This window comes from Hathewaya histolytica, assembly GCF_901482605.1.
GTDB lineage: Bacteria > Bacillota > Clostridia > Clostridiales > Clostridiaceae > Hathewaya > Hathewaya histolytica.
Window position 1 is genome coordinate 204,260 of sequence record NZ_LR590481.1, and the last position, 21,807, is coordinate 226,066.

The 21,807-nt window shown below is 29.1% G+C and carries 21 protein-coding genes; 14 read left to right on the plus strand and 7 right to left on the minus strand.

The genetic code is table 11. The features are described 5' to 3' along the window. Positions 1-111 precede the first annotated feature (111 nt). Both FGL08_RS01040 and FGL08_RS01045 read left to right on the plus strand, forming a co-directional pair. On the plus strand, positions 112-1,587 hold the full coding sequence (locus FGL08_RS01040) for a C40 family peptidase (RefSeq protein WP_138209039.1): 1,476 nt from the start codon (positions 112-114) through the stop codon (positions 1,585-1,587). Between the two features lie 339 nt (positions 1,588-1,926). Continuing rightward, positions 1,927-3,126: a C40 family peptidase gene (locus FGL08_RS01045; protein ID WP_171011939.1), complete on the plus strand. Its 1,200-nt coding sequence runs from the start codon at positions 1,927-1,929 to the stop codon at positions 3,124-3,126. A gap of 157 nt (positions 3,127-3,283) precedes the next feature. Here the strand turns inward: FGL08_RS01045 and FGL08_RS01050 are convergent, their stop codons facing one another. Together FGL08_RS01050 and FGL08_RS01055 are read right to left on the minus strand one after the other, a co-directional pair. After that, a complete protein-coding gene (locus FGL08_RS01050) occupies positions 3,284-4,762 on the minus strand; it encodes a YncE family protein (protein WP_138209041.1) in 1,479 nt (492 codons plus the stop codon). A gap of 21 nt (positions 4,763-4,783) precedes the next feature. Beyond that, entirely contained in the window at positions 4,784-6,568 is a 1,785-nt protein-coding gene (locus tag FGL08_RS01055; protein WP_138209042.1) for a coiled-coil domain-containing protein, read from the minus strand. A 225-nt stretch (positions 6,569-6,793) separates the two neighbouring features. Between FGL08_RS01055 and FGL08_RS01060 the strand changes: the two genes are divergently transcribed. Further along, positions 6,794-7,633: a hypothetical protein gene (locus FGL08_RS01060; protein ID WP_138209043.1), complete on the plus strand. Its 840-nt coding sequence runs from the start codon at positions 6,794-6,796 to the stop codon at positions 7,631-7,633. A 105-nt stretch (positions 7,634-7,738) separates the two neighbouring features. Then, positions 7,739-8,533, plus strand: coding sequence for a DUF4489 domain-containing protein (locus FGL08_RS01065; protein ID WP_138209044.1), 795 nt, complete (start codon positions 7,739-7,741; stop codon positions 8,531-8,533). Positions 8,534-8,695: 162 nt separating this feature from the next. On the opposite strand, the gene FGL08_RS01070 is transcribed toward FGL08_RS01065, so the two are convergent. Then, positions 8,696-8,941, minus strand: coding sequence for an AbrB/MazE/SpoVT family DNA-binding domain-containing protein (locus FGL08_RS01070; RefSeq protein ID WP_138209045.1), 246 nt, complete (start codon positions 8,939-8,941; stop codon positions 8,696-8,698). Positions 8,942-9,582: 641 nt separating this feature from the next. Between FGL08_RS01070 and fsa the strand changes: the two genes are divergently transcribed. The 6 genes from fsa (at position 9,583) to FGL08_RS01100 (ending at position 15,350) form a co-directional block, all read left to right on the plus strand. Next, entirely contained in the window at positions 9,583-10,227 is a 645-nt protein-coding gene (gene fsa / locus FGL08_RS01075) for a fructose-6-phosphate aldolase (RefSeq protein ID WP_138209046.1), read from the plus strand. A gap of 588 nt (positions 10,228-10,815) precedes the next feature. After that, positions 10,816-11,361 carry a DUF1836 domain-containing protein gene (locus tag FGL08_RS01080; protein WP_138211230.1) on the plus strand — a complete coding sequence of 182 codons (546 nt, stop codon included), beginning with the start codon at positions 10,816-10,818 and terminating at the stop codon, positions 11,359-11,361. An 89-nt stretch (positions 11,362-11,450) separates the two neighbouring features. Then, positions 11,451-11,606 (plus strand): YvrJ family protein, encoded by a 156-nt coding sequence (locus FGL08_RS01085; RefSeq protein WP_138209047.1) that lies wholly within the window; start codon positions 11,451-11,453, stop codon positions 11,604-11,606. Positions 11,607-11,930: 324 nt separating this feature from the next. Continuing rightward, on the plus strand, positions 11,931-12,875 hold the full coding sequence (gene arcC / locus FGL08_RS01090) for a carbamate kinase (RefSeq protein ID WP_138209048.1): 945 nt from the start codon (positions 11,931-11,933) through the stop codon (positions 12,873-12,875). A gap of 113 nt (positions 12,876-12,988) precedes the next feature. After that, positions 12,989-14,197, plus strand: coding sequence for an arginine deiminase (gene arcA / locus FGL08_RS01095; protein WP_138209049.1), 1,209 nt, complete (start codon positions 12,989-12,991; stop codon positions 14,195-14,197). A 154-nt stretch (positions 14,198-14,351) separates the two neighbouring features. Further along, on the plus strand, positions 14,352-15,350 hold the full coding sequence (locus FGL08_RS01100) for an ornithine carbamoyltransferase (protein WP_138209050.1): 999 nt from the start codon (positions 14,352-14,354) through the stop codon (positions 15,348-15,350). 78 nt (positions 15,351-15,428) lie between these two features. On the opposite strand, the gene FGL08_RS01105 is transcribed toward FGL08_RS01100, so the two are convergent. From FGL08_RS01105 to FGL08_RS01120, 4 genes are all read right to left on the minus strand, one after another. Beyond that, a complete protein-coding gene (locus FGL08_RS01105; protein ID WP_138209051.1) occupies positions 15,429-16,622 on the minus strand; it encodes a cation:proton antiporter in 1,194 nt (397 codons plus the stop codon). 23 nt (positions 16,623-16,645) lie between these two features. Continuing rightward, complete coding sequence (locus tag FGL08_RS01110) at positions 16,646-16,987, minus strand: P-II family nitrogen regulator (RefSeq protein ID WP_138209052.1); 342 nt, start codon at positions 16,985-16,987, stop codon at positions 16,646-16,648. A 13-nt stretch (positions 16,988-17,000) separates the two neighbouring features. Beyond that, positions 17,001-17,498: a hypothetical protein gene (locus FGL08_RS01115; protein WP_138209053.1), complete on the minus strand. Its 498-nt coding sequence runs from the start codon at positions 17,496-17,498 to the stop codon at positions 17,001-17,003. A 146-nt stretch (positions 17,499-17,644) separates the two neighbouring features. Further along, positions 17,645-18,745: a M24 family metallopeptidase gene (locus FGL08_RS01120; RefSeq protein ID WP_138209054.1), complete on the minus strand. Its 1,101-nt coding sequence runs from the start codon at positions 18,743-18,745 to the stop codon at positions 17,645-17,647. A gap of 198 nt (positions 18,746-18,943) precedes the next feature. On the opposite strand from FGL08_RS01120, the gene FGL08_RS01125 reads away from it, so the two are divergent. The 4 genes from FGL08_RS01125 to FGL08_RS01140 all read left to right on the plus strand — a co-directional run bounded on the left by FGL08_RS01125 (position 18,944) and on the right by FGL08_RS01140 (position 21,749). Next, positions 18,944-19,543: a hypothetical protein gene (locus tag FGL08_RS01125; protein ID WP_138209055.1), complete on the plus strand. Its 600-nt coding sequence runs from the start codon at positions 18,944-18,946 to the stop codon at positions 19,541-19,543. Between the two features lie 193 nt (positions 19,544-19,736). Continuing rightward, entirely contained in the window at positions 19,737-19,964 is a 228-nt protein-coding gene (locus tag FGL08_RS01130) for a DUF1659 domain-containing protein (protein ID WP_171011940.1), read from the plus strand. 24 nt (positions 19,965-19,988) lie between these two features. Continuing rightward, on the plus strand, positions 19,989-20,207 hold the full coding sequence (locus FGL08_RS01135) for a DUF2922 domain-containing protein (RefSeq protein WP_138209057.1): 219 nt from the start codon (positions 19,989-19,991) through the stop codon (positions 20,205-20,207). Between the two features lie 249 nt (positions 20,208-20,456). Next, the gene (locus tag FGL08_RS01140) at positions 20,457-21,749 is read left to right on the plus strand and encodes an ABC transporter substrate-binding protein (protein WP_138209058.1); all 1,293 of its coding nucleotides are present in this window, start codon (positions 20,457-20,459) and stop codon (positions 21,747-21,749) included. Positions 21,750-21,807 lie beyond the last annotated feature (58 nt).

The following is a 21,807-nucleotide window of genomic DNA, read 5'->3' on the forward strand; positions in this document are numbered from 1 at the left end:
TATTAAATGGAATTAAAATTATAGAAAATTTAACACATTAGGATATTATTTTTACAAAATAAATGCTATAATATATTTGAATGACATCAATAAAATATAGGAGGGGTTAGGTTGAATAAGAAGGTTTTGTCTGTATTGGTTTCATTGGCTATTATAGGGACAATAAGTACGCCAGTGTTTGCTAGTCCATCAGTAGAACAGCAAAAGAATGTAATAAATTCTGAAAAGCAACAAATAACTAAAAATCAAGCTGAATTGGATAAAAGCAAAGTAGACTATAACAAGGCAGTAAAAGAGCTACAAGCTATTGAAATTGAAATAGAAAAATTAGATAATGAAATTGGAAATAATATGGTAAGAATTCAAGATGCCAATAAAAATATAGATGCTGCTAATAATAAAATAAACAAATCAAAAGAACAAATAGCTAAAACGGAAGATGATATGAAGGAAGAGAAAAAGATTTTTAGCAAAAGAGCTAAAAATTTGTACATGAGTGGATCAGATAGCTTTTTAGAAATTGTACTTAATTCAAATGGATTACATGATTTCATATCTAGAATAGAAAATTTAAGATCTGTTTCAGAATTAGATAAGAAGATAATAGGAAAGTTAAAAGAACAAAAATCTACTATAGAAAAAGAAAAAGCGAAATTAGAAAAAGAAAAGAAAAAATTAGTTTCATTAAAATCTAGTATTGAGACAGATTTAAGCACAATAAAAAAGTCAAAAGACAAGCAAGAGCCTTTAATTGCAGAGGCTAATAAGAGAATGGAGAAATACGGTGATATAGTTAGTACATATGAGGCTAAAATATCTGAAAATCAAAATAGAATAAACTCTGCAAATAATGAAATTAGTAATATAGAAAGTAGAGAAAGAGCAAGGATAGAAGCTGAAAGAATTAGTAGACAAGTATCTCAAGGTAATAGAGAAGTAGCATCAGTTACTAATAGAGAATCAGGGTCTACATCATCTTCAGTAAATGCTTCATCAAAAAAGCCAACAATATCAACAACGCCAAGACCAACAACATCAACGCCAACAAAAGTAACAAAACCAACAACATCACAAACAGGAAATGGTGGAGGTACAACATCAAGTGGTGTTAGGCCTTCAAGAGGAGGATCTTCAGGTACTGTTTCTTATGAAATACCTAAATCAGGACCAGCTGCACAACGTGCAGTAGAAATTGCTAAGCAATTCATCGGGTCATGGTATGTCTGGGGAGGGACAACCCCTCAACAAAAGGATGGTAGTGGAAATTGGATACAACCTAAGTTTAAAGGAGATCAATCTCATGGTGGATTTGATTGTTCAGGACTAGTACAGTTTGCATATGGAAGAGTTGGTATAGGCTTATCAAGAACAACTTATACTCAAGTAAAAGAAGGAATTCCAGTAACAAAAGATCAACTACAAGTAGGAGATTTAGTGTTCTTTGGTAGTGCAGCATCACCTCATCATGTTGGATTATATGTAGGTGGTGGACAATATGTACATGCTCCAAGAACAGGAGATAGGGTTAAGATATCAAGTGTTTGGGGTAGAGGCGATTATTGTGGAGCAAGAAGAGTAGCTTATTAATAATAATAAATTAAAGAGACTATCTTAAAATGATTAAAAGTTATTTTAAGATGTAGTCTCTTTTTTACAGGTTTGTTAGTTCAAAGTTTGCTATATTTATAAATAAAATTTATTTCATTTCTTATTGTGTAATAAATAAAAAAATAAGATATCTCAAGGTTTCGTTTGCGAAATGTTTATAAAAAGTTCAAAAATTCGGGGATGCTAGAGACATCAATGGAAAAACAACATAAATTAAAGAAATTATCTATAATTTAGGTCTAGGTGTATATTTTTTCGGTAAAAAGTGATATAATGAAAAAGATTTATTTTATGTATACTTTTTTAGGAGGGATTAGGGTGCACAAGAAAATAGCGTCACTTATGATTGCAGTGACAATAGTAGGGACTTTAACTGTACCAGTTTTTGCAAATCCGGCAGTGGACAAGCAGAAAGAAATAATTAAAATGCAAAAAGAGCAGATAAATAAGAATAAAGCTGAAATAGATAAGAACAAAGTAGAATACGATAAAGCAATGACAGAAGTACATAATATTGAAATAGAAATTGAAAAACTTGATAATAAAATAGAGAATATGATGGCAAGAAAGAATGATGCCGATAAGAAGATAAATAAAACTAACGAGAAAATAACATTATCACAAATGGAATTAGATAAAGCTCTAGCTGATATGAAAACAGAACAAGATTTGTTTAAAAGAAGAGCTAAAAACTTATATATGAGTGGATCAGATAGTTACTTAGAAGTTATACTTGATTCAAAAGGGTTACATGATTTTATATCTAGAATAGAGAATTTAAGAACAGTTGCAGAGCTTGATAAGAAGATAATGGGTGAATTAAAGAATAAACAGGCTAAAATTGAGAAGAGAAAATCAGATTTAGAAGGCGAAAAGAAAAGTTTAGTTTCATTAAAAGTTTCAATAGAAAAAGATATAAATGGTATTAAAGAAGCTAAGAAAAAGCAAGATCCATTAATTGCTCAAGCTAGGGAAAAAAGAGATAAATATAAAAATGTCATTGATACATATAATGCTAGAATAAAACAAAGCCAAGATAAGATAAATTCAGCAAATAATAAGATAGATGAGATTAATAGACCAGTAGTTGCTCCACAACCTAGACCATCTAGAGGTGGAAAAACTTCAAACTTTGGTGGTGGAAGTGTTCCATCAGCAGGTCCAGTAGCACAACGTGCTGTACAATATGCATTAAGTTTCCAAGGAGTCCCTTATGTTTGGGGTGGTAGAAGTCCATCAGGATTTGACTGTTCAGGATTAATGCAATATGTATATGGAAGATTAGGTGTTGGACTTGGAAGTACTACATATACACAAATAGGTAATGGAGTTGCTGTATCAAGAGATCAATTACAGCCAGGAGACTTAGTTTTCTTTGGTAGCGCATCAGCACCACACCACGTTGGAATGTATATTGGAGGCGGACAATATGTACATGCCCCAAGAACAGGTGATGTAGTAAAAATATCTCCATTAACTAGAAGAGATTATTGTGGAGCTAGAAGAGTTGCATTCTAATAAGTAAATTTTAAGTTGTTATAACTAAAAGGCTTAGATAAGCTCTAAGCCTTTTATATAAAATTAATATGGCGAGTAGTATTAATATAAGTACTTGATTTAATATACTATATGTTTATAAATAATTATATACTGAATAAGTTTATAATTATACATATCATTGTAAAGCTGAAAGAGGTATCATTACCTCCATGTCTTTAATAATTTTCAAATTTAAATCCACCTCTAATGAGAAATTATATATATCTTTAATTAAAATGGCATCATTGGTTATTTGAGAATGTGTGTCTACAAATACTTCAAGATTTTTTTTATCTTGTAAATCGGGTATAGATAATTCTATACTTTTTTCTTTTTCTATAGAGTTTTTTAACGTTCTTGTTATACCTTTTCCATCTTTAAATTTAATTTTGTAAGGAATTTTCAGAATGAATTTTAGGAAATATTTATTACTAGCATGTTTTTTTACATTGATCTTATAATTATTCTGAGGAATAAACCCTTTTTTAAATACTACCTTTTCTAACTTAAACGGGGGTGTATATTGTTTTGGTATATCTGTTACAATTTTTTGCATTAGAAAAGTTTCTTTATAACTAGATAATATTCTCTTTACGATTATAGGAGTCTGCCTAATTTCAGATTCCTTTTTTATAGATTTTTTCTTGAGGTTTTCATAAATATTGCCATCCTTTTTTGTATTTCTTTCAGCAATATGAACGACACATATATCATATGGTTCACTTTTATCTCTATCTAATAAGATTGAATTCGTAATTTTATTAAGTTTTGTATTAATTATGTCCAGAGAACCATAAGATTTAGAATTTCTGTTTACCACGATTAGTTCATCTTTCATGGGATTTAATAATATACTTTCAGGTTCACTAGCTGTAGTTTTGATGTAGGATATGGGTTTATTTTCTCTTATATCTATTAGGTCAATTCTTTGCAGTTTTTTATTACAAGCATAAAGAGTATGATTTTTTAGTGTTAAACTTGTTATAGAGGAATAAGGAGATAGGGGAATTGATTTCATGGTTTTAGTTTCCATATTTACAACAGAAATATCCCCAGAATTTACATTAAGTCCTCCTTTGTTTCCTATATATATTTTTTTACTATTTTCATCAATGGTTAGTGAACTTGGTTTTATACCTATGTTACTTATAGACCATAATAACCTTAGACTATTTGTATCATATACTTTTAGCTCTTTGTATAATACATCTAATATAAATAATTTAGAGCCATCAGAATTTAGCTTTAGGACATCAACAGCACCAAAACCTTTAAGGGTGTGAATGATGCTTTCTTTTTTCAAGTCATATACTAATACTTCTGATATATTGGATACATATAAGTTAGAAGTTATAGAATCTATAAGTATGGTACCATTATTTTTTAATGGTACTTTTTTTAAGGTATTATTAGTTCGTGAAATTGTTTCTATATAATTAAGATTACTACCGATGTATACGTCATGATTTTTATAAAGTTGCAATCTAAATGGCTTAAATGTGAGAGGAATTGTCTCTATTATTTGTTTTTTGTTTCCATCAATTATAGTAATAGTGTTATTTCCTAGATTGGAGATGTAATATAGTAACTTTTCATTTGAATCTTTAGTATTCATGTGTTTTGAAATTCCTCCTCTCTACTTAAAAATTTTACTCAGAATAGGTTTATTTATTTCAAGTTCTAAATCCTTTTTTAATTTAATATTTTCTTCATCAATATTATTTAGTTTTAATATTAATTCTTTTTTCTGAGCATTTATCATAGATATTTTATTTGAAGCATCCTCTAGCTCACTATTGACTTTTTCTTCTAAAATTTTAGTGTTTTCCATAAGATTTTGTAGTTTAGACTCCAAAACTGATTTATCTTTAGAAAGAGATTTCAATTGAAAGGTTAACTCTTTTTTTTCTAATAAAGTATTCTCTAATTTAGACTTTAAGTTTGAATTTTCTTTTGTTAAGTTATTTGTATTAATTAATAATTTTTTATTTTCATCTTTAAAAATAGATAGCTCCTTATTTAAATTACTTAAGGTATTTTCATATTTCTTAGTATTCTCTTGTAATACGGTGTATTTATCTGTAGTGTTTTTCATTTTTTCTTCTAGTTTTGAATTTTTCTCTTCTGTAATTTTCAGATTTTCACTAGATTCTTTTACTTGATTACGCAAATCTTTCATTTGTTCGGGAAATTCCATATATGCTTTTTTAAAGTTTTTAAACTTATCTTCTGAGGCCATGGTTTTAGCTATAGAGTTATTAAGTCTTTCTTTTAACTCTATGCATTGTTTTTCTTTACTATTTAATTTAAATTTTAAGTGTACAATTTCCTTATCTAATGTTTTATTTGATTTTTTTAGTTTTAAAATTTGATTTTCTAAAGTTTTAACATTATTTGTATTATCGTCAAGAATATTTTCTATGGGGTTTGGGTTGGACTCATATTTATTGGGAAGAATAAATTCTATATTAGGGTAGGGATTACCTAATAATTTGGGACAAGTAATTTTTTTGTTGTTATGATTTATATAATTAGAGTTATATAATATTAATTCATTTAAATTTTTAGGCGCTATTTGAAATTTACTATTCCATTTATCATTAAATAATGAATAATTTATATAATTGTTTTCAATCCACACAAGCCATAAAATTTCCTCTTTTATCATAAGCATAGGGCATGATACCTCAAAGTTAGTTTGGTGAATTTTGTGATAATCTATATTATTCTCACTGTATATGCATACATCTTCTAATAAATATGTATTTTCTTCTTTAGATAAGTTTAGAATATGGATGCTATTTTTATAGTTCATAGTGAATATTTCTATATCGCTGCCTTTTAAAGAATAAAGTTTTCTAGGATTTCTCCATATATTTTTATTATACATACAACTGTGAACTTCTAGTTCTTTGTTTTTACTTTCAAAGAAAAATAGACAAATATCATGTTTGTTTAATAACTCTAGATTATAGTGATTATTTACTTCGGTAAAAATTTCCATAGGGAAGAGTGGATTAATATAGATTCCCTCAGAGTTAAAATTGCAATGAGTAAGAGTTCCTTTAGTAGGATTATTGGTCTCGTTAAGTATAAATAACACATGAAAATTATCTTCAATAATTATTATTTTAACCTCACTTGCTTTTTTATGATTACAATTATATAAAGTTTTTCCAAGCCATTGATTTTTTTCCCAAACACAATATTTAACTTCATTTTCTTTTATATAGGCAATATGAATATTGTTATTATGAATAAAAATATTAAACTCTAAGACATTTTTATCAATTATATTTTCTTTACTCCATTTGTTTTCAGAATATATAATCTTGTATGACATGTTATTTTTATCATCTAGTGTAAAATACCATAAGTTATTATCTAAATCATTAAAAACCCATGTTTTAGTATCAAGCATAAACCTATCCTCCTTTAATAGCATCATGACTAAATTTAATAGATAAAATTAAATCAAACAATAAAAGTTAGATTAGTAAATAAAAGTTTATGTATAAAACTTTCCTCTATAAAAATATATTTCTTATTTATAAATTTATTACACCATGTAATCAGTAACAGAATAATTAAATTTGTATATTATATATTGTGAATATTATTTAGTATATGAAAAGGAGGAGAGCTAATGGGAATTTCCAATAAGGACTTTATACCACGTCCCGGATTTGTAAATAAAGAGGGATGTCTTCCAGATCCTGAAGAATTGGTATGTATTGAAGTACCTAAAGTGTTTGGACAATGTCTAATTAAAAGATGCCTAAGGTTTAGAGAAGGGCCAGACACAAAACGTACTGATAAAGATTTAAGAAGTGGTCCATTAGAGCGTCCAAAGGTATTTTTAGGTTGTAGAGATTTTAATATTAGGCTAGTATCTTTTGATAAAATTCCACTTAGAGATGACTGTGATTTTAGTAAATTAATTGTAAGCTTTATAATTTCATTTTGTGCAGACTTTTTAGATGAGGATGGCAATACCTGTTCAGAGTTATTTGAGGTAAATAGAACAGAAACTATTCCTAGAATTTTTTGTCCAGATTCCATAGCTAGAATAGCTACTAGTGAAGTACCTAATTCTAAAAAAATGGAGGATGAAATTTTAAAATTAGAGTTGGTTGCGGAATGCCTAGAAGGTACTTTCAATATAGATCGTGATTGCAATACTGTGCTAGATATAACTTTAGGTTTCCATTTAATAGTAAAATGTGAACTCCTAGTTCAATTATTAATACCTGCATATGGATATTGTCCTGTTCCTAAACCTTGTAGAGATAATCCAGGAGAAGATGCATGTAGAACTTTTAATAGACGACGAACACCTAAATTCTATCCAGATCAAAATTTAAAGCCTTTGTTTACAAGGGATTGCGATGATGATTGTAGAGACGATTATAATTACGATGATGAAGATGAAAGTGAGTCACCTTGTGATTCTCCATGTGAGGAATTTGATGAGGATTTAGAATAAATACTTTATGGAGTAACACACATATGTGTATTCTCATATTTATATAGTGAATTGCTTTTATGGAAACTTTAAAATAGAAAGGTTTAAAAATAAGGAGGTTTATTTATGAATTCAAAATCAAGAAAATTTACTGATGAATGTTGTGATAGAGACGATATATGCGACGATATATGGGATGATAGAGATAGATGTGACGACAGACATAGACGTGATGACAGAGATAGACGTAGACACAGAGATGAGAGAATGGAAGATTGTTGTAGAGCAAGACACTGCTCACATAAACAAAGATTACCAAAGCCAGTAGTGGTATCTTGTAGTCAAGGAAGTGGTCTATCTTTACCAGTATCAAGTTGCTCAAATTCTGCAAATGCATGTCACAGTTGCATGCCAGTTGCGAGTGTTACTGTAGATACAACGTGTTTATGTAAGCCTTCAGTAAAAGTAGAGTTTACCGCTTCAATCAATTTCCATTCAGATGGTAATCAACCATGTTATCCATGTTCTTCTCCAATGAAACAACCTATGGTTATGAATGAAGAAGAACTTGATATAAATAAAGGTGGAGGAAAACCTTCATATCCACAATATCCACCATGCCCTGTAATGACAACTCCACTTATTGTAACTTTTAAATTGACTAAAACTTGTGGAGATGGTCAAACGATAAATCTAGGAACGTGGGATTATGCACAAGGACCTGTTAATGGACAAACATTCGATACAACACATTCATTTAGCTTTACACATTGTGAAGGCAATGCTTGCCATGGATGTTGCGTTTATACTGTAGAAGTTATTAGGGTTCAACCTGCTACAATAAATGGATATCCTATAACACAACAAGCTAGCATAAATAATTCAAGTATTTCTGCTATAGCAGCATCTTCTTGTGAATAGTTAAAGTGTTTATAAAAAGAGCCTGTTCTTTTAGAACAGACTCTTTTTTATGGAACTATTTTAAATACATTAATTAGTAAAGAATATTATAACTCAAGTAATCATAATATAATTAAAAATTAAATAAATAAAAATAAAGTTTACACTATTTATAATAAATAATTATTTTTCAGTTTTTAAATCACCTAGACAGTTTTGACAAATATTCTTACCTTTATAATTTAAAACGTCTCTAGCATCTCCACAGAAGATACAAGCCGGTTCATATTTTTTAAGTATTATTTGCTCACCATCTACATAAATTTCAAGAGCGTCCTTTTCAGCTATGTCTAAAGTTCTTCTTAATTCTATTGGTATTACTATTCTTCCTAGTTCATCTACTCTTCTTACTACACCTGTTGATTTCATTTTAAAAATCCTCCTTTATTATAAACTAACAATATTCGACTTTAAATTAATAAACAATCGTATTTATGACATATATAGTCAATAAAATCACATTTAGAGATTGAATTTGAAGTTACAAAATAAACTTAAAATTCCATCTATAGTTAATATACTACCAAATAATGCAAATGTCAATGCTTAATTTTAAATATTTTAAATTTTCTCTTTGTGTCAAAAGCTTTATATATCAATACTTATTAGGCTTTAAATAATTTTTAAATGAAAAAAATTATACAAAAAAGTCCCATTCTAAAATACAAATATTAAAAGGCTCAAAAAGGAAGTATGTGTCGAAAAGCTTGTACACGTGAGATTAAAATATTTATATATAAGTAATAAAATTGTAAATAATATGTTGAAATTTTAACTATAATATGAAGTTAGATATAAAAAATAATATATAAAAGATTTTAAGTATCTTATACCTTTCTAATGTGTTATTAATTATTACCTTATTTATAAATATTATTCAAAGTCTGTATATATACATAATAATTTTTAAAATCTTTTAATAAGTATTTTTATAAAAAAAATCCATGGTGTTATAGAAAAATACATGATATAGTATCTTTGTAAATAAAATAAGTAGGAGGTTTTTTATTATGAAAATTTTTATCGATACTGCTAACGTTGAAGATATAAAGAAGGCGGCAGAATTTGGGATACTTGATGGCGTAACAACTAATCCATCATTAATAGCTAAAGAAGGAAGAGATTTAAAGGAAGTTATCGAAGAAATCTGTTCTATAGTAGATGGCCCAATAAGTGCTGAAGTTATAAGTTTAGAGGCTGATAAAATGGTTGAAGAAGGGATAGAACTTTCTAAGTTACATAAAAATATAGTAATAAAAATCCCAATGTGTGAAGAAGGATTAAAAGCTGTTTCTAGACTTTCAAAAGAAGGTATAAAAACTAATGTTACTTTAATATTCTCGGCTCAGCAAGCATTACTTGCAGCCAAAGCTGGAGCAACTTTTGTAAGTCCATTTGTTGGTAGATTAGATGACATTGGAAATGGTGGAATGCAAATAATAAGTGATATAGCGGACATTTTTGATATGTATGGAATTACAACAGAAATAATATCAGCTAGCATAAGAACTCCAATGCATGTTTTAGAGGCGGCTAAAGTAGGTTCACATATTTCTACAATACCTTATAAAGTAATAATGCAAATGGTAAAACATCCATTAACTGATATTGGTATAGAAAAGTTTTTAGCTGATTATAATAGTTCAGTAAAGTAACAATTGATGTTTTTTTGTCTAACATCTTTCATAGCTATTACAAAAAATGACAATAAAATCAACACATTATCCACAGCGTGATTGTGGATAATGTGTATAACTACATATTTATGAGAACTTTATACTTAATATACCTTAATAGATATAAATATATTATAACTTGTCCACATATTTTACAAAGTTATCCACAAAAATGTGCATAACTTTATTTTACATAGTGCTTATCATAATAAAACTTCAAATATGAAAGATATTATAAATAAAATATCATTTATAAAAATATAAAGTAATTTGTTACATAATGATGAATTAAATAATATGATGATTAATTACGTAATTACTATATAATTTAATATACTGTAAATTTTATATTTATTAACTTGTAATACGGTTATATATACCTTATAATTTAATTATAGTATATATTATAGAGGTTGTTTAAATAATATATATTAAAGATATACGCACTGAAGAGTAGCACTGTATTAACACTAATGATAGTAAATATAAGTTTAATGAAGTAGGAAGGTGAAGGGTGTGGAAAAGGGTGAATTTTCTATAGAGAAAATAAATGATATAGCTAAGGAAATGTCTGACAGTAGTATTATTGATTATGAAGCATTACCACAATATGATTTGTTTTTATCTCAAGTAATTGATTTCCTAAATGATCATTTTGACAAAGAAAAGTATACTAATAATATAGTACAAAACTATATAAAGAGCGAAGTTATATCTAAACCTGAGGATGGTAAAAAACGAGGATATACAAAATTACATTTAGCTCAACTTGCATTACTAAGTTATATGAGGCCAGTACTTACTACGGAAGAGATAAAGAAAGTGTTTAGGCTTGCTTTTAATGAAATAAATGATAGAAGTGATGATATTATCAGTTGGGAAAAAGCCTATGCAAGCTTTTGTGATATACAAAAAGAGTGCTTTAATTATTTTTTATCAACTGACTACTTTGATGAAGAGAAAATTAACAGTATTATAAAAGAATTTAATTTAGAAACTAAGGATCAAGACAGAATTAAAATTTTCTTAGTTGTAATGACTTTAATTGCTCAATCTAGTGTTATTAAAAAATTAGCTCAAAAGATTATAGATGATTATGAAGAAAGCTTTTAGTTAGGGTGATATCTTTCCTTTTGTCCTTTAATTTTAGAATTGTACTATATAGTAATAGATTCTAATTTAAAGCTTGGAGGGATATTTTTATGGAGAAGATAGTAGCCTTAATTGGAAATCTAGGCTTTCCAATTGCTGTATCCATATATCTGTTAACTAGAATAGAAGCAAAACTTGAGAAACTAACAGAAAGTATAAATGCATTATCAAATTCTATAGTTAGTTTCGTAGAACAAACCAAATAATATATAACATATGCTCTAATAGTATATAGGAATAAAAAAATACTATTTAGCATATGTTTTTTTATTGTAATGCTTTGGAAGAGGATAAAAAAATTTTTTAAAAAATTTTTTTTTATAAATATGCATTATTGATACTAAATTATAACATAATAGATATTGATAGAATCCAATTTATAAATATAGTATTTTTTTGTTCAAAATATTTATACAAGTACAAGGAAATAATATGCAAATTACTGACTTTGTAGGACTGTTGACAATCTTTTTATTAGGGTTTACTATGAAGTCAAGCAAAGTCAGTAGCAATTTTAAGGAGGTATACGAATGAAAATAGTGTTAGCTTTAGGCGGAAATGCTCTTCAAGCAGATCCTAAAGACAAAAGTGCTGAAGCACAATTAAAAACTTGTCAGGAAACAGCTAAATCTGTAGTTGATTTAATACAAGAAGGTCATACGGTTACCATAGTACATGGAAACGGACCACAAGTCGGACAAATAGTAGCTTCTTTAGAGGCAGCTCACAAACAAGATAACTCAAATGTTTTATTTCCATTTGATGTTTGTGGAGCATTTTCACAAGGTTACATTGGATACCATCTTCAAAATGCAATATCTACAGAACTTACTAAAAGAAATATAGTAAAGAATGTTGGAACTGTGGTAACACAGGTTGTAGTTGATAAGGATGACCAAGGATTCCAAAACCCAACAAAACCAATTGGTTCTTTCTATACAGCTGAGGAAGCTAAGAAGCTAGAAGAAGAAAAAGGTTATGTTATGAAAGAAGATGCCGGCAGAGGATATAGAAGAGTTGTTGCATCTCCAAAACCAGTTGATGTTATTGAGAAAGATATAATCAAAAGCCTAGTTGATAATGGTTCTGTTGTAATCGCTTGCGGTGGCGGTGGAATTCCAGTTATTAAAGAAGGAAATGAAATAAAAGGTGTTGCAGCTGTTATAGATAAAGATTTTGCTGCTGAAAAGATAGCCGAAATCTTAGAAGCTGATGCATTAATAATATTAACTGCAGTAGATAGAGTTTGTGTAAACTTTAACAAACCAGATCAAAAAGCTTTAGAGACAATGAATTTAGAAGAAGTTGATAAATATATTGCAGAAGAACAATTTGCTCCAGGAAGTATGCTACCAAAAGTTGAGGCATGTAAAAAGTTTGTTCAACATGACAATACTAAGGTTGCTATTATAGCATCACTTGAAAGAGCTAGAGAAGCGATAAAAGGTGAATCTGGAACAAAAGTTATTGGTTAATTAAAAGATATCAATTAAATATTATTTAATATAAGATATAAATGTTTAAAAAAAATATAAAATATAAGACAAAGGGATAATGTTTTTAATTCCCTAGTGAAAGGGGCATTAGTATGAGTAAAAAAGGAATTCACGTTTATTCCGAAATAGGAAAACTTAAAACTGTTATGCTTCACAGACCAGGTGCTGAAATAGAAAATCTTATACCTGAGTATTTAGAAAGATTATTATTTGATGATATTCCATTCTTAAAAGTTGCAAGAGAAGAGCATGATAATTTTGCAAGAGTGTTACAAGACAATGGCGTTGAAGTATTATATCTTGAAAAATTAGCAGCAGAAGCTTTGATGGAAGAGCAAGTCAAAGATCAATTTTTAAACGAAGTAATTTCAGAATGTAACATAGGTCAAAAAGATGTTGAAGCTGAAATTAAAAAATTCTTACTATCTATGCCAGAAAAAGCAATGGTTGATAAAATCATGGCTGGTATTAGAAAGAAAGAGATTGGTATTAAGGAAACTTATGAAGATTATCCATTCATAATGGACCCATTACCAAACTTATACTTCACAAGAGACCCATTTGCTTGTATGGGAAGTGGTGTATCACTAAACACAATGAGAACAGAAACTAGAAATAGAGAAACTATTTTCGGAAAATATATATTTAAGTATCACCCAGATTACAGAGATTCTGGTATCAAATTATGGTACGATAGAGGAGCAAATTTTGCAATAGAGGGTGGAGACGAATTAGTGCTTAGCAAAGATGTCTTAGCTATAGGTGCTAGTGAAAGAACTGATGCAGAGGCAGTTAAAACTTTAGCTAAGAATATATTCGAAGCTGGGGAATCATTTAAGACAGTATTAATATTCCATATACCTGTAACTAGAGCATTTATGCACCTTGATACAGTATTTACAATGATCGACTACGATAAATTCACTGTTCATCCAGGAATTGAGGGATCATTAAAAGTTACAGCATTAACTTATGATGCATCTAAAAAAGAAGTTATTGCTAAAGAAGAAGAAGGAACATTAGAACAAATATTATCAAACCACTTAAATAAAGATATTACTGTAATTAGATGTGGTGGCGGAGATAAGATTATAGCTGGAAGAGAGCAATGGAATGACGGATCAAATACATTAGCAATAGCTCCAGGTACAGTTGTAACATATGAAAGAAACTATATAACTAACGAATTACTAGATCAATATAACGTTAAGGTTCTTCCTATAGCTTCAGCTGAGCTTTCAAGAGGAAGAGGAGGCCCAAGATGTATGTCAATGCCTTTCGTAAGAGAAGACATTGAGTAATAGTAAATTACTGAATTTATTAATAAAATATTGAAAATTCATATATAGTATATTAATATCAAAGTATGATAATACTTACTATCAGGAGTTTTATAGTAAGCTCCTGATAGTTTCTAAATGAAAATATAGGCCAAATTATGGAAGGGGTAATATTATGTTTAACTTAAGAAACAGACATTTCTTAACTTTAATGGATTTCTCACCAAAGGAAATAAACTACTTCTTAGATCTAGCTAGAGATCTTAAAAGAGCTAAATATGCAGGAACAGAACAACAAAAATTAAAAGGAAAAAATATTGCTTTAATATTTGAAAAAACTTCAACAAGAACAAGATGTGCTTTCGAAGTTGCAGCTCATGACCAAGGAGCTCATGTTACATATCTTGGACCAACAGGATCTCAAATTGGAAAGAAAGAATCAATGGCTGATACAGCTAGAGTTTTAGGAAGAATGTTTGATGGAATAGAATACAGAGGTTTCGCTCAAGAAACAGTTGAAGAATTAGCTGAATATGCTGGAGTACCAGTATGGAATGGTTTAACAGATGCTGACCATCCAACTCAAATCTTAGCTGATTTCTTAACAGTAAAAGAACATTTTGACAAACCACTAAGCAAAGTTATATTTGTTTATGCTGGAGATGGAAGAAACAATATGGCTAATGCTTTAATGATTGGTGCAGCTAAAATGGGAATGGATTTCAGAATCGTAGCTCCAAAAGAGTTATTCCCAGAAGAAGAATTAGTAGCTAAATGTCAAGAAGTTGCTAAATCAACTGGTGCTAAAATCACTATTACTGATAATGTTAAAGCTGGAGTTAAAGATGCTGACGTTATCTACACAGACGTTTGGGTATCAATGGGTGAACCAGACGAAGTATGGGAACAAAGAATTAATCTTTTAAAACCATACCAAGTTAATAAAGAAATGATGGATGCTACAGGAAATCCTAAGGTTAAATTCATGCATTGCTTACCAGCATACCATGACTTAAAAACAGCAGTTGGTAAAGAAATCAACGAAAAATTCGGCTTAAATGGTATGGAAGTTACTGATGAAGTATTCGAAAGTGAAGCTTCAATAGCATTTGATGAAGCAGAAAATAGAATGCATACAATCAAAGCAGTTATGGTTGCTACATTAGGAGAATAATTAACATAATATATAAGGACTATCTTTCAAAAAGATAGTCCTTTGTTTTTTATATTAAATTATATCTTTTAGTAGTATTTATACATTAAGGTTTTTATTTGATAAATTTACTTCATTAGCCTTAATTAAAGCTATTTTGGTAAGTAGGGGACCAATTAATTCATAAACTACAGTAGCTGCAAGGATTATTGTTCTTATCTCTGAACCAAGAGGAGATGGAAGTATTTGTTCTCCTATAAGAGCAAGTCCAATGGCAACACCTGCTTGAGGTATTAAAGTCATACCTAAGAATTTTTGTACAGTTTTAGGCGCATTCGTAATCTTTGCACCTATAGATGCTCCAAAAACCTTTCCTAAAGCTCTAATTAGTATATATGCTATTCCTAATACTCCAACCTTTTCTAAAATAGATATATTTAATTCAACACCTGCTATAGTAAAAAATGCTACAAATATAGGTGGTGTGAATTTATCTACCACAGAAAAAGTTCTAGTTGTATTGGGAGCAATATTTACAATAGTGGCTCCAATACCCATACAGCATAAAAGAGATGAAAGATTAAATTTATTGCAAATGCCTATAGCAAGAAATATAACTCCTACAGAGAGGGTTAGTAACTTTTCCTCGCTTTTTAATCTTTTACATAAGAAAGAAAATATTATTCCAAGTAAAAAACCTACAAATAGAGAAATTAGTATCTCAAATATTGGTTTAATAAAGGCCATAATCATGGAAGTACTTGAATTGGTTAATAGTGTTGTTGCAATAGTAGAAGATATACCAAATATCATAATGCATACAGCATCATCCATAGCAACCACGGGAAGTAGTGTATCTACAAGAGGTCCTTTAGCCTTATATTGCCTTACTACCATTAATGTAGCTGCAGGGGCAGTAGCTGCTGCTATAGCACCAAGTACTATACTAAAAGGTACTGTTTGCTTGAATATAAAAATCATAGCTAAGTCTACAAAGAGAGTAGCACAAGAAGCTTCTAATATGGTAATTAATATAACCCCTTTACCAATCTTTTTTATATGACTAAAGTCAAATTCACTTCCGATGGTATAAGCTATAAAACCTAAAGCAGCTTCAGAGATTATACCAAGGGAAGAAGATACATTAGATGGGATAATACCCAAAATGCTTGGGCCAATTAAAACTCCCCCAATTAAATACCCAGTAACTTCAGGAAGTTTTATATAGGAAACAAGCTTTCCCATCAACATCCCACAAAGTAAAATAACACTGACATAAAATAAAATATTCACCCTATTACCTCTTTCTATTAAGTTTATTTCTTTATCCCTTCAACAAAATTTACTGGAAGAGAAAAAAGAATGCCTGTATTAGGCTTGGACAAATCACCAGCAACTTTTTTAATAGCTTCTATAGCAATTTGAACTTCATCATCCTTTAGGACAGTAAAAATAGTTTTATTAAATGGTCTACTACCATTTAACAGCATTTTTAATGAACCAAATATGGGTATTTCACTATGATCTGATTCGCATAATACTGTAGCCATTCCAGTACTATCAATTACTGTTGCACCCCTTATACCTGATTTGGTAAGTTCTGATATGATATCATCTAGCAAATCAATTTTGTTCAATACAAATACTAACATTTGCATTTTAACACACCTCCTATAATTCTAAATCTAAATTTAGTTTATATTTAGAAGCTAATTTTTTTAGCTTCTTTTTAAACTGTTTAAGTTCTTTTGAAGATTCTTTAAAAAGTCTTTCGTTCTCTTTTAATATGGATTTATCTCTTTTTTCCATAGCCTCTCTAAATCCATTAAGGGATGAAATTTGTTTTACAGACGCATTTAAATAAAGTGTATGAAGTTCTCTTACCTCTTTACACGAAGGGTTTAATCTTTTTAAGTTTTCTAAGAAATAATTATATTTAGGTATTACTATTTTACTTAATACCACTAGGGAATTTTCATCAGATCTATAGTTTTTTCCTACTATACCAGAATAGTCATTTAAAGCATCGTTTCTTAGTGCATTTATAGAGTTTATGCTATTAACATAATTTCTTAGATCTTCTTTTACTTTTATATGAGTATGATTACAACCATATAGTAAAAATAAGAGGATAAGGAGACTTGATATAATATAAATTATTTTTTTCATTATTTAATCCTTATAAATTAGTACCATATATTATAATAACATAGCTAAAATATATTAACCAGAAAGATATTGACTTTTATGGGTTTATATGAAAGTCAAAGACCTTTTCATAAATATATGAAAAGGTCTTTGACTTGAAAAAATTTTTATATTATAACTATGTCTCTTGTGAATTTATTTAGTATTTCTGGATTGCCATCCTTATCGATAACAACGATGTCTTCAATTCTCATACCAAATTTTCCAGATATATATATACCAGGTTCTATACTAAAAGCCATTCCTGGTTCTAGAATTTGTTTATTATTTTCCTTTATATATGGAGCTTCATGAACACTATATCCTATACCATGTCCAGTTCTATTCAAGAAATGTTTTCCGTGGCCAGCATCCTTTATAATATCTCTTGAAACTTTATCAACATCTCCACAAGTTACGCCAGCTTTAGCGAAGTTTTCAGCATCAGCATTAGCTTTTTTTACTATTTCATATACTCTCTTTTGCTCATCAGTAATCCCACCAATGAAGAATGTTCTAGAAGTATCAGAACAGTACCCCTTATACTTACATCCTAGATCAAGTATAACTAAGTCTTGTTCTTCTATTACTCTAGAGTATCCGTTATAGTGAGGTTTAGAACTGTTAGGACCAGAAGCTATAATAGGTTCAAAAGAAACGCCTTCAGCACCTAGTTCATCGAAAGTTTCATATATTTTATCTTTTATATCTTTTTCAGTTATACCTGGTTTTATAAATTTAGAAAGTACCTCCATAACTTTATCAGCCATTTGAGCTGCAACTCTCATTTTTTCTATGTCTTCTTCAGGTTTTATGATTCTAAATTCTTCTAATAAATTATGAGCGTTAAAGAATTTACCATCAAATTCATCAGCTATATCAAGCATGTTTATAGATCTTATAGCACAGTTAACTCCTATGTTTTTACCCATAAGACCAAAGTCTTTGAAAGCTTTTATAATACTTGGAACAAAGCCATCTCCATCACTCCAAATATAGTAAGTAGCATCTTCTCCTAGTTTATGAAGGATTTCTTCATAGTTTAATTCTGGAGTAACATAGAAGTACCTTCCATCTGCTAATAAGAATAAAGCTTGGAATCTTTCATCTGGAGCAGGTGAAAAATCTAAAAGGTATACAAGGTCATTAGAAGGTCCAATGACTATTGCATCTAAATTATTTTTTTTCATTAGTGCGTAAAGATTTTCAATATATGGTGCTTGAAACATATGATTCACCCCTAATTATAATATTTAAATTAAGCCTTATTATAAAGGTTTAATTTACTTAATTCCCTAAGACTAATTGTATTATATTTAATTATAAAAATCCATACTATAACTATTTATAATATTAATAGTAAAATACTAAAAATAAATGTTTTGTGGTAATATAGGGGATATAGATGGAAATAGGAGAGTGAGAGCATGGAAAACATAAATAATTTAATTAATAGTGGGTATGAAAAGTTAATATCCCAAAGTACTGTTGAGGCTTGCAAAGATTGGTTACAAGCTTTTGATAAAATTAAGTTATTAGCAGAGGAGAAAGGTTATAAAGATTTTGAGGACATAGAAGATGGGTTTAAATTTATAGAGAGTCTTACTAATTGGGCTCAAGATTTAGAAATGGAACTTGAGAATGCAGGTATGGAAGACAAGGAGTTCTTTAAAAAAAGAATAAGTTATGTAAATGAATTTTGTAGGACCTTTAGTGAGGTAGATCAATTTATAATAATGAACATGAACCTTGCAGAGGCAGAGTCTTATTTTGAAATTGGTGAAATTGAAAAGAGTGAGGAACTATTTGAAAAGTATAGCAAGGAATATAAAAATTCCACATGGCCTTCCGTTAAGTGGGGTGATGTATACTGGCTTTCAAATATATTAAAGGAAAAGAAAGAACTTATTAATTTAAACAAAGCTATGGAAGTATATAAAATGGGTCTTGGAAGAGATAAGCATGAGGATTATATACTAGAGGATAGAATTGAAGATTTAAAGGATTTTATGGAAAGATACGAATAATTATTATAAGTTAAGAATGCGGGTTTAATAATAGGGATGCTATGGTTTATGCTTAGATTAAGGATGTTATATTTACTAAGTTTCATAAATTATAGTATCTTTTTTATTTAGTTATAAATTCATTTATAACGTAAAACAATCTGTCCTTTATTTAGGAATAGTACATATATACCTTATGAAAGGAGTTGATAGTATGTCAGTAATATCACAAAAATCACAAAGAGTTTTTAATGTTCAATACGCAAAAGGGATTAATGCAAAGGGAGAAGATATTATAAAAGAACAAAAGATAGGAAGTATTAAGTTAGATGCTAAAGATGAGGATGTTTTTGCCATAGGAGAAGCTATTAAAAATATAATGGCTACTACAATATCAGGATTTATTATAAATGAAGAAGTTGAACTTATTAAACAAAACTAATAGCTTTTATTTAGGAGGGATATAATGTCTAAGGATTTAGTAATGTATTTTTTAAATGATTTGGGGGCTAAGTGTCCTTTAAGAATTAAGAATGTTAAGGAAGATGTAGATGAAAATTCAGTTGAGATGCTAATGGATTTAATACTTGCAAAGGACGTTTTTAAGATTAAAGAGGGTTCTATAAAAGTTAAACAATATGCAGAACTTATAGATACAAAGATAGAAAAGTATGATTTTAAATAAATGGGTATAATAAAGGTGCATCGAATTTTTCGGTGCACTTTTATATATAGAAAAAATCAATAGATTTTTAATTATGTATTGGTTTTTTAAATTAGACAAATGGTATATAATAAATAATAATAATATTGAAATAAATTGCAACAAGTTTAAAATCATTGTAGATAAATGTTATAAATATGTTTACAAAAATCTTTAACATATCTATGTTTATGATTTAATTTAAGACATAAATAAAAAAGGAGATATAAGATGAAAAGATTTACTAAGATTTTATCTATCTTTCTTTTAGCATCAGTATGTACTATGTCTCTAGCAGCTTGTACAGGAACTAAGGGAGAGAAAAAAGAATCTGCTAAGAATCAAAAAGAAGAAACACTTAAGTTATGGCTTCCTCCAATTGGGGAAAATGATAAACCAGTTTGGGAACCAATACTAAAAGAGTTTGAAGAGAAAAATAAATGTAAGGTAGATCTTGAGATAATACCGTGGGAGAATTACCCAGAAAAGTATGCTACAGCAATAGCGGCAGGAGAAGGTCCTGATGTTGGATATATGTATGCTGAAATGTTTCCACAGTTTATAGAAATGAAGGCTGTAGAAGATTTAACTCCTTATTTAAAGAAAGAAGACTATGATAAGTATACTTACATAGAAGATGGAAAGATGTTGGGTGGACTTTATGGCCTTGCTATAGAAGCAGCAAATCCAGCAGTTTTATATTATAATAAAGATATTTTAAATAAACTAGGTGAAAAACCACCAGTAACATGGGAAGACTTTAGAAGAATTAGTAAGAAAGCTACTAAAGATACTAATGGTGATGGGAAAATAGACCAATGGGGCTTTGCTCAAGGTTGGGGTCAAAAGTTTTTTGGAGACTTAAACTGGAACTGGTATGGATTCCTATGGCAAGCAGGTGGGGAACTTTACAATAAGGATTTAAAAACTGTAAGATTTAATGATGAGGCAGGACAAAAAACTGCACAATTATTATATGATTTAAAATTTACAGATAAGGTTCTTCCAAATGATCATATGGGTAAAACAAATAAGGAAATGTTACAATCACATTTTGGAAATGGTAATGCTGCTTTCTGTATTTATCTATCTTCAGCAGCCGGAGAAATTTTAGATAAATCATTCCCAAAACTTAATTATGGATTTATAACATCATTACAGGATAAAACAAAAGGAACATTTGCATCAGTAGACCAATTAGTATTAATGTCAAAGGCTAAGAATAAAAAATTAGCATTCAATTTAATGGAACATATGTTAAACAAAGAATCTATGACAAAATTCCATAAATATCATCCAAGAGCTCCTATTACAAAGGATGAGCCGTATCAAGGAGATCCTCGTTTAAAGGAAATGGTTGAAAAAGAAAAGGGAGTATATAGACCGCTTGTAGTTGCACCTCATGGTGTTGAAGTTTATGAAAACTTATGGAAGGAATTACAAAGAATGATGTCTGGACAAACAACTCCAAAGAAAGCACTTGATGATGCAGCTAAATATTCTAATGATTTACTAGCAAAATAATAATATGGTAAAGTAAAGGAAACAGGCATGGTGCTTGTTTCCTTTATTAATAATTAAT

Bases quoted from the DNA above. Each gene is read 5' to 3' on its own strand.
- FGL08_RS01050 (WP_138209041.1), bottom strand. From the start codon at position 4,762: ATGAATACTAAAGATTCAAATGAAAAGTTACTATATTACATCTCCAAT.
- FGL08_RS01055 (WP_138209042.1), bottom strand. From the start codon at position 6,568: ATGCTTGATACTAAAACATGGGTTTTTAATGATTTAGATAATAACTTA.
- FGL08_RS01060 (WP_138209043.1), top strand. From the start codon at position 6,794: ATGGGAATTTCCAATAAGGACTTTATACCACGTCCCGGATTTGTAAAT.
- FGL08_RS01065 (WP_138209044.1), top strand. From the start codon at position 7,739: ATGAATTCAAAATCAAGAAAATTTACTGATGAATGTTGTGATAGAGAC.
- FGL08_RS01070 (WP_138209045.1), bottom strand. From the start codon at position 8,941: ATGAAATCAACAGGTGTAGTAAGAAGAGTAGATGAACTAGGAAGAATA.
- fsa (WP_138209046.1), top strand. From the start codon at position 9,583: ATGAAAATTTTTATCGATACTGCTAACGTTGAAGATATAAAGAAGGCG.
- FGL08_RS01080 (WP_138211230.1), top strand. From the start codon at position 10,816: ATGTCTGACAGTAGTATTATTGATTATGAAGCATTACCACAATATGAT.
- FGL08_RS01085 (WP_138209047.1), top strand. From the start codon at position 11,451: ATGGAGAAGATAGTAGCCTTAATTGGAAATCTAGGCTTTCCAATTGCT.
- arcC (WP_138209048.1), top strand. From the start codon at position 11,931: ATGAAAATAGTGTTAGCTTTAGGCGGAAATGCTCTTCAAGCAGATCCT.
- arcA (WP_138209049.1), top strand. From the start codon at position 12,989: ATGAGTAAAAAAGGAATTCACGTTTATTCCGAAATAGGAAAACTTAAA.
- FGL08_RS01100 (WP_138209050.1), top strand. From the start codon at position 14,352: ATGTTTAACTTAAGAAACAGACATTTCTTAACTTTAATGGATTTCTCA.
- FGL08_RS01110 (WP_138209052.1), bottom strand. From the start codon at position 16,987: ATGCAAATGTTAGTATTTGTATTGAACAAAATTGATTTGCTAGATGAT.
- FGL08_RS01115 (WP_138209053.1), bottom strand. From the start codon at position 17,498: ATGAAAAAAATAATTTATATTATATCAAGTCTCCTTATCCTCTTATTT.
- FGL08_RS01120 (WP_138209054.1), bottom strand. From the start codon at position 18,745: ATGTTTCAAGCACCATATATTGAAAATCTTTACGCACTAATGAAAAAA.
- FGL08_RS01125 (WP_138209055.1), top strand. From the start codon at position 18,944: ATGGAAAACATAAATAATTTAATTAATAGTGGGTATGAAAAGTTAATA.
- FGL08_RS01130 (WP_171011940.1), top strand. From the start codon at position 19,737: ATGTCAGTAATATCACAAAAATCACAAAGAGTTTTTAATGTTCAATAC.
- FGL08_RS01135 (WP_138209057.1), top strand. From the start codon at position 19,989: ATGTCTAAGGATTTAGTAATGTATTTTTTAAATGATTTGGGGGCTAAG.
- FGL08_RS01140 (WP_138209058.1), top strand. From the start codon at position 20,457: ATGAAAAGATTTACTAAGATTTTATCTATCTTTCTTTTAGCATCAGTA.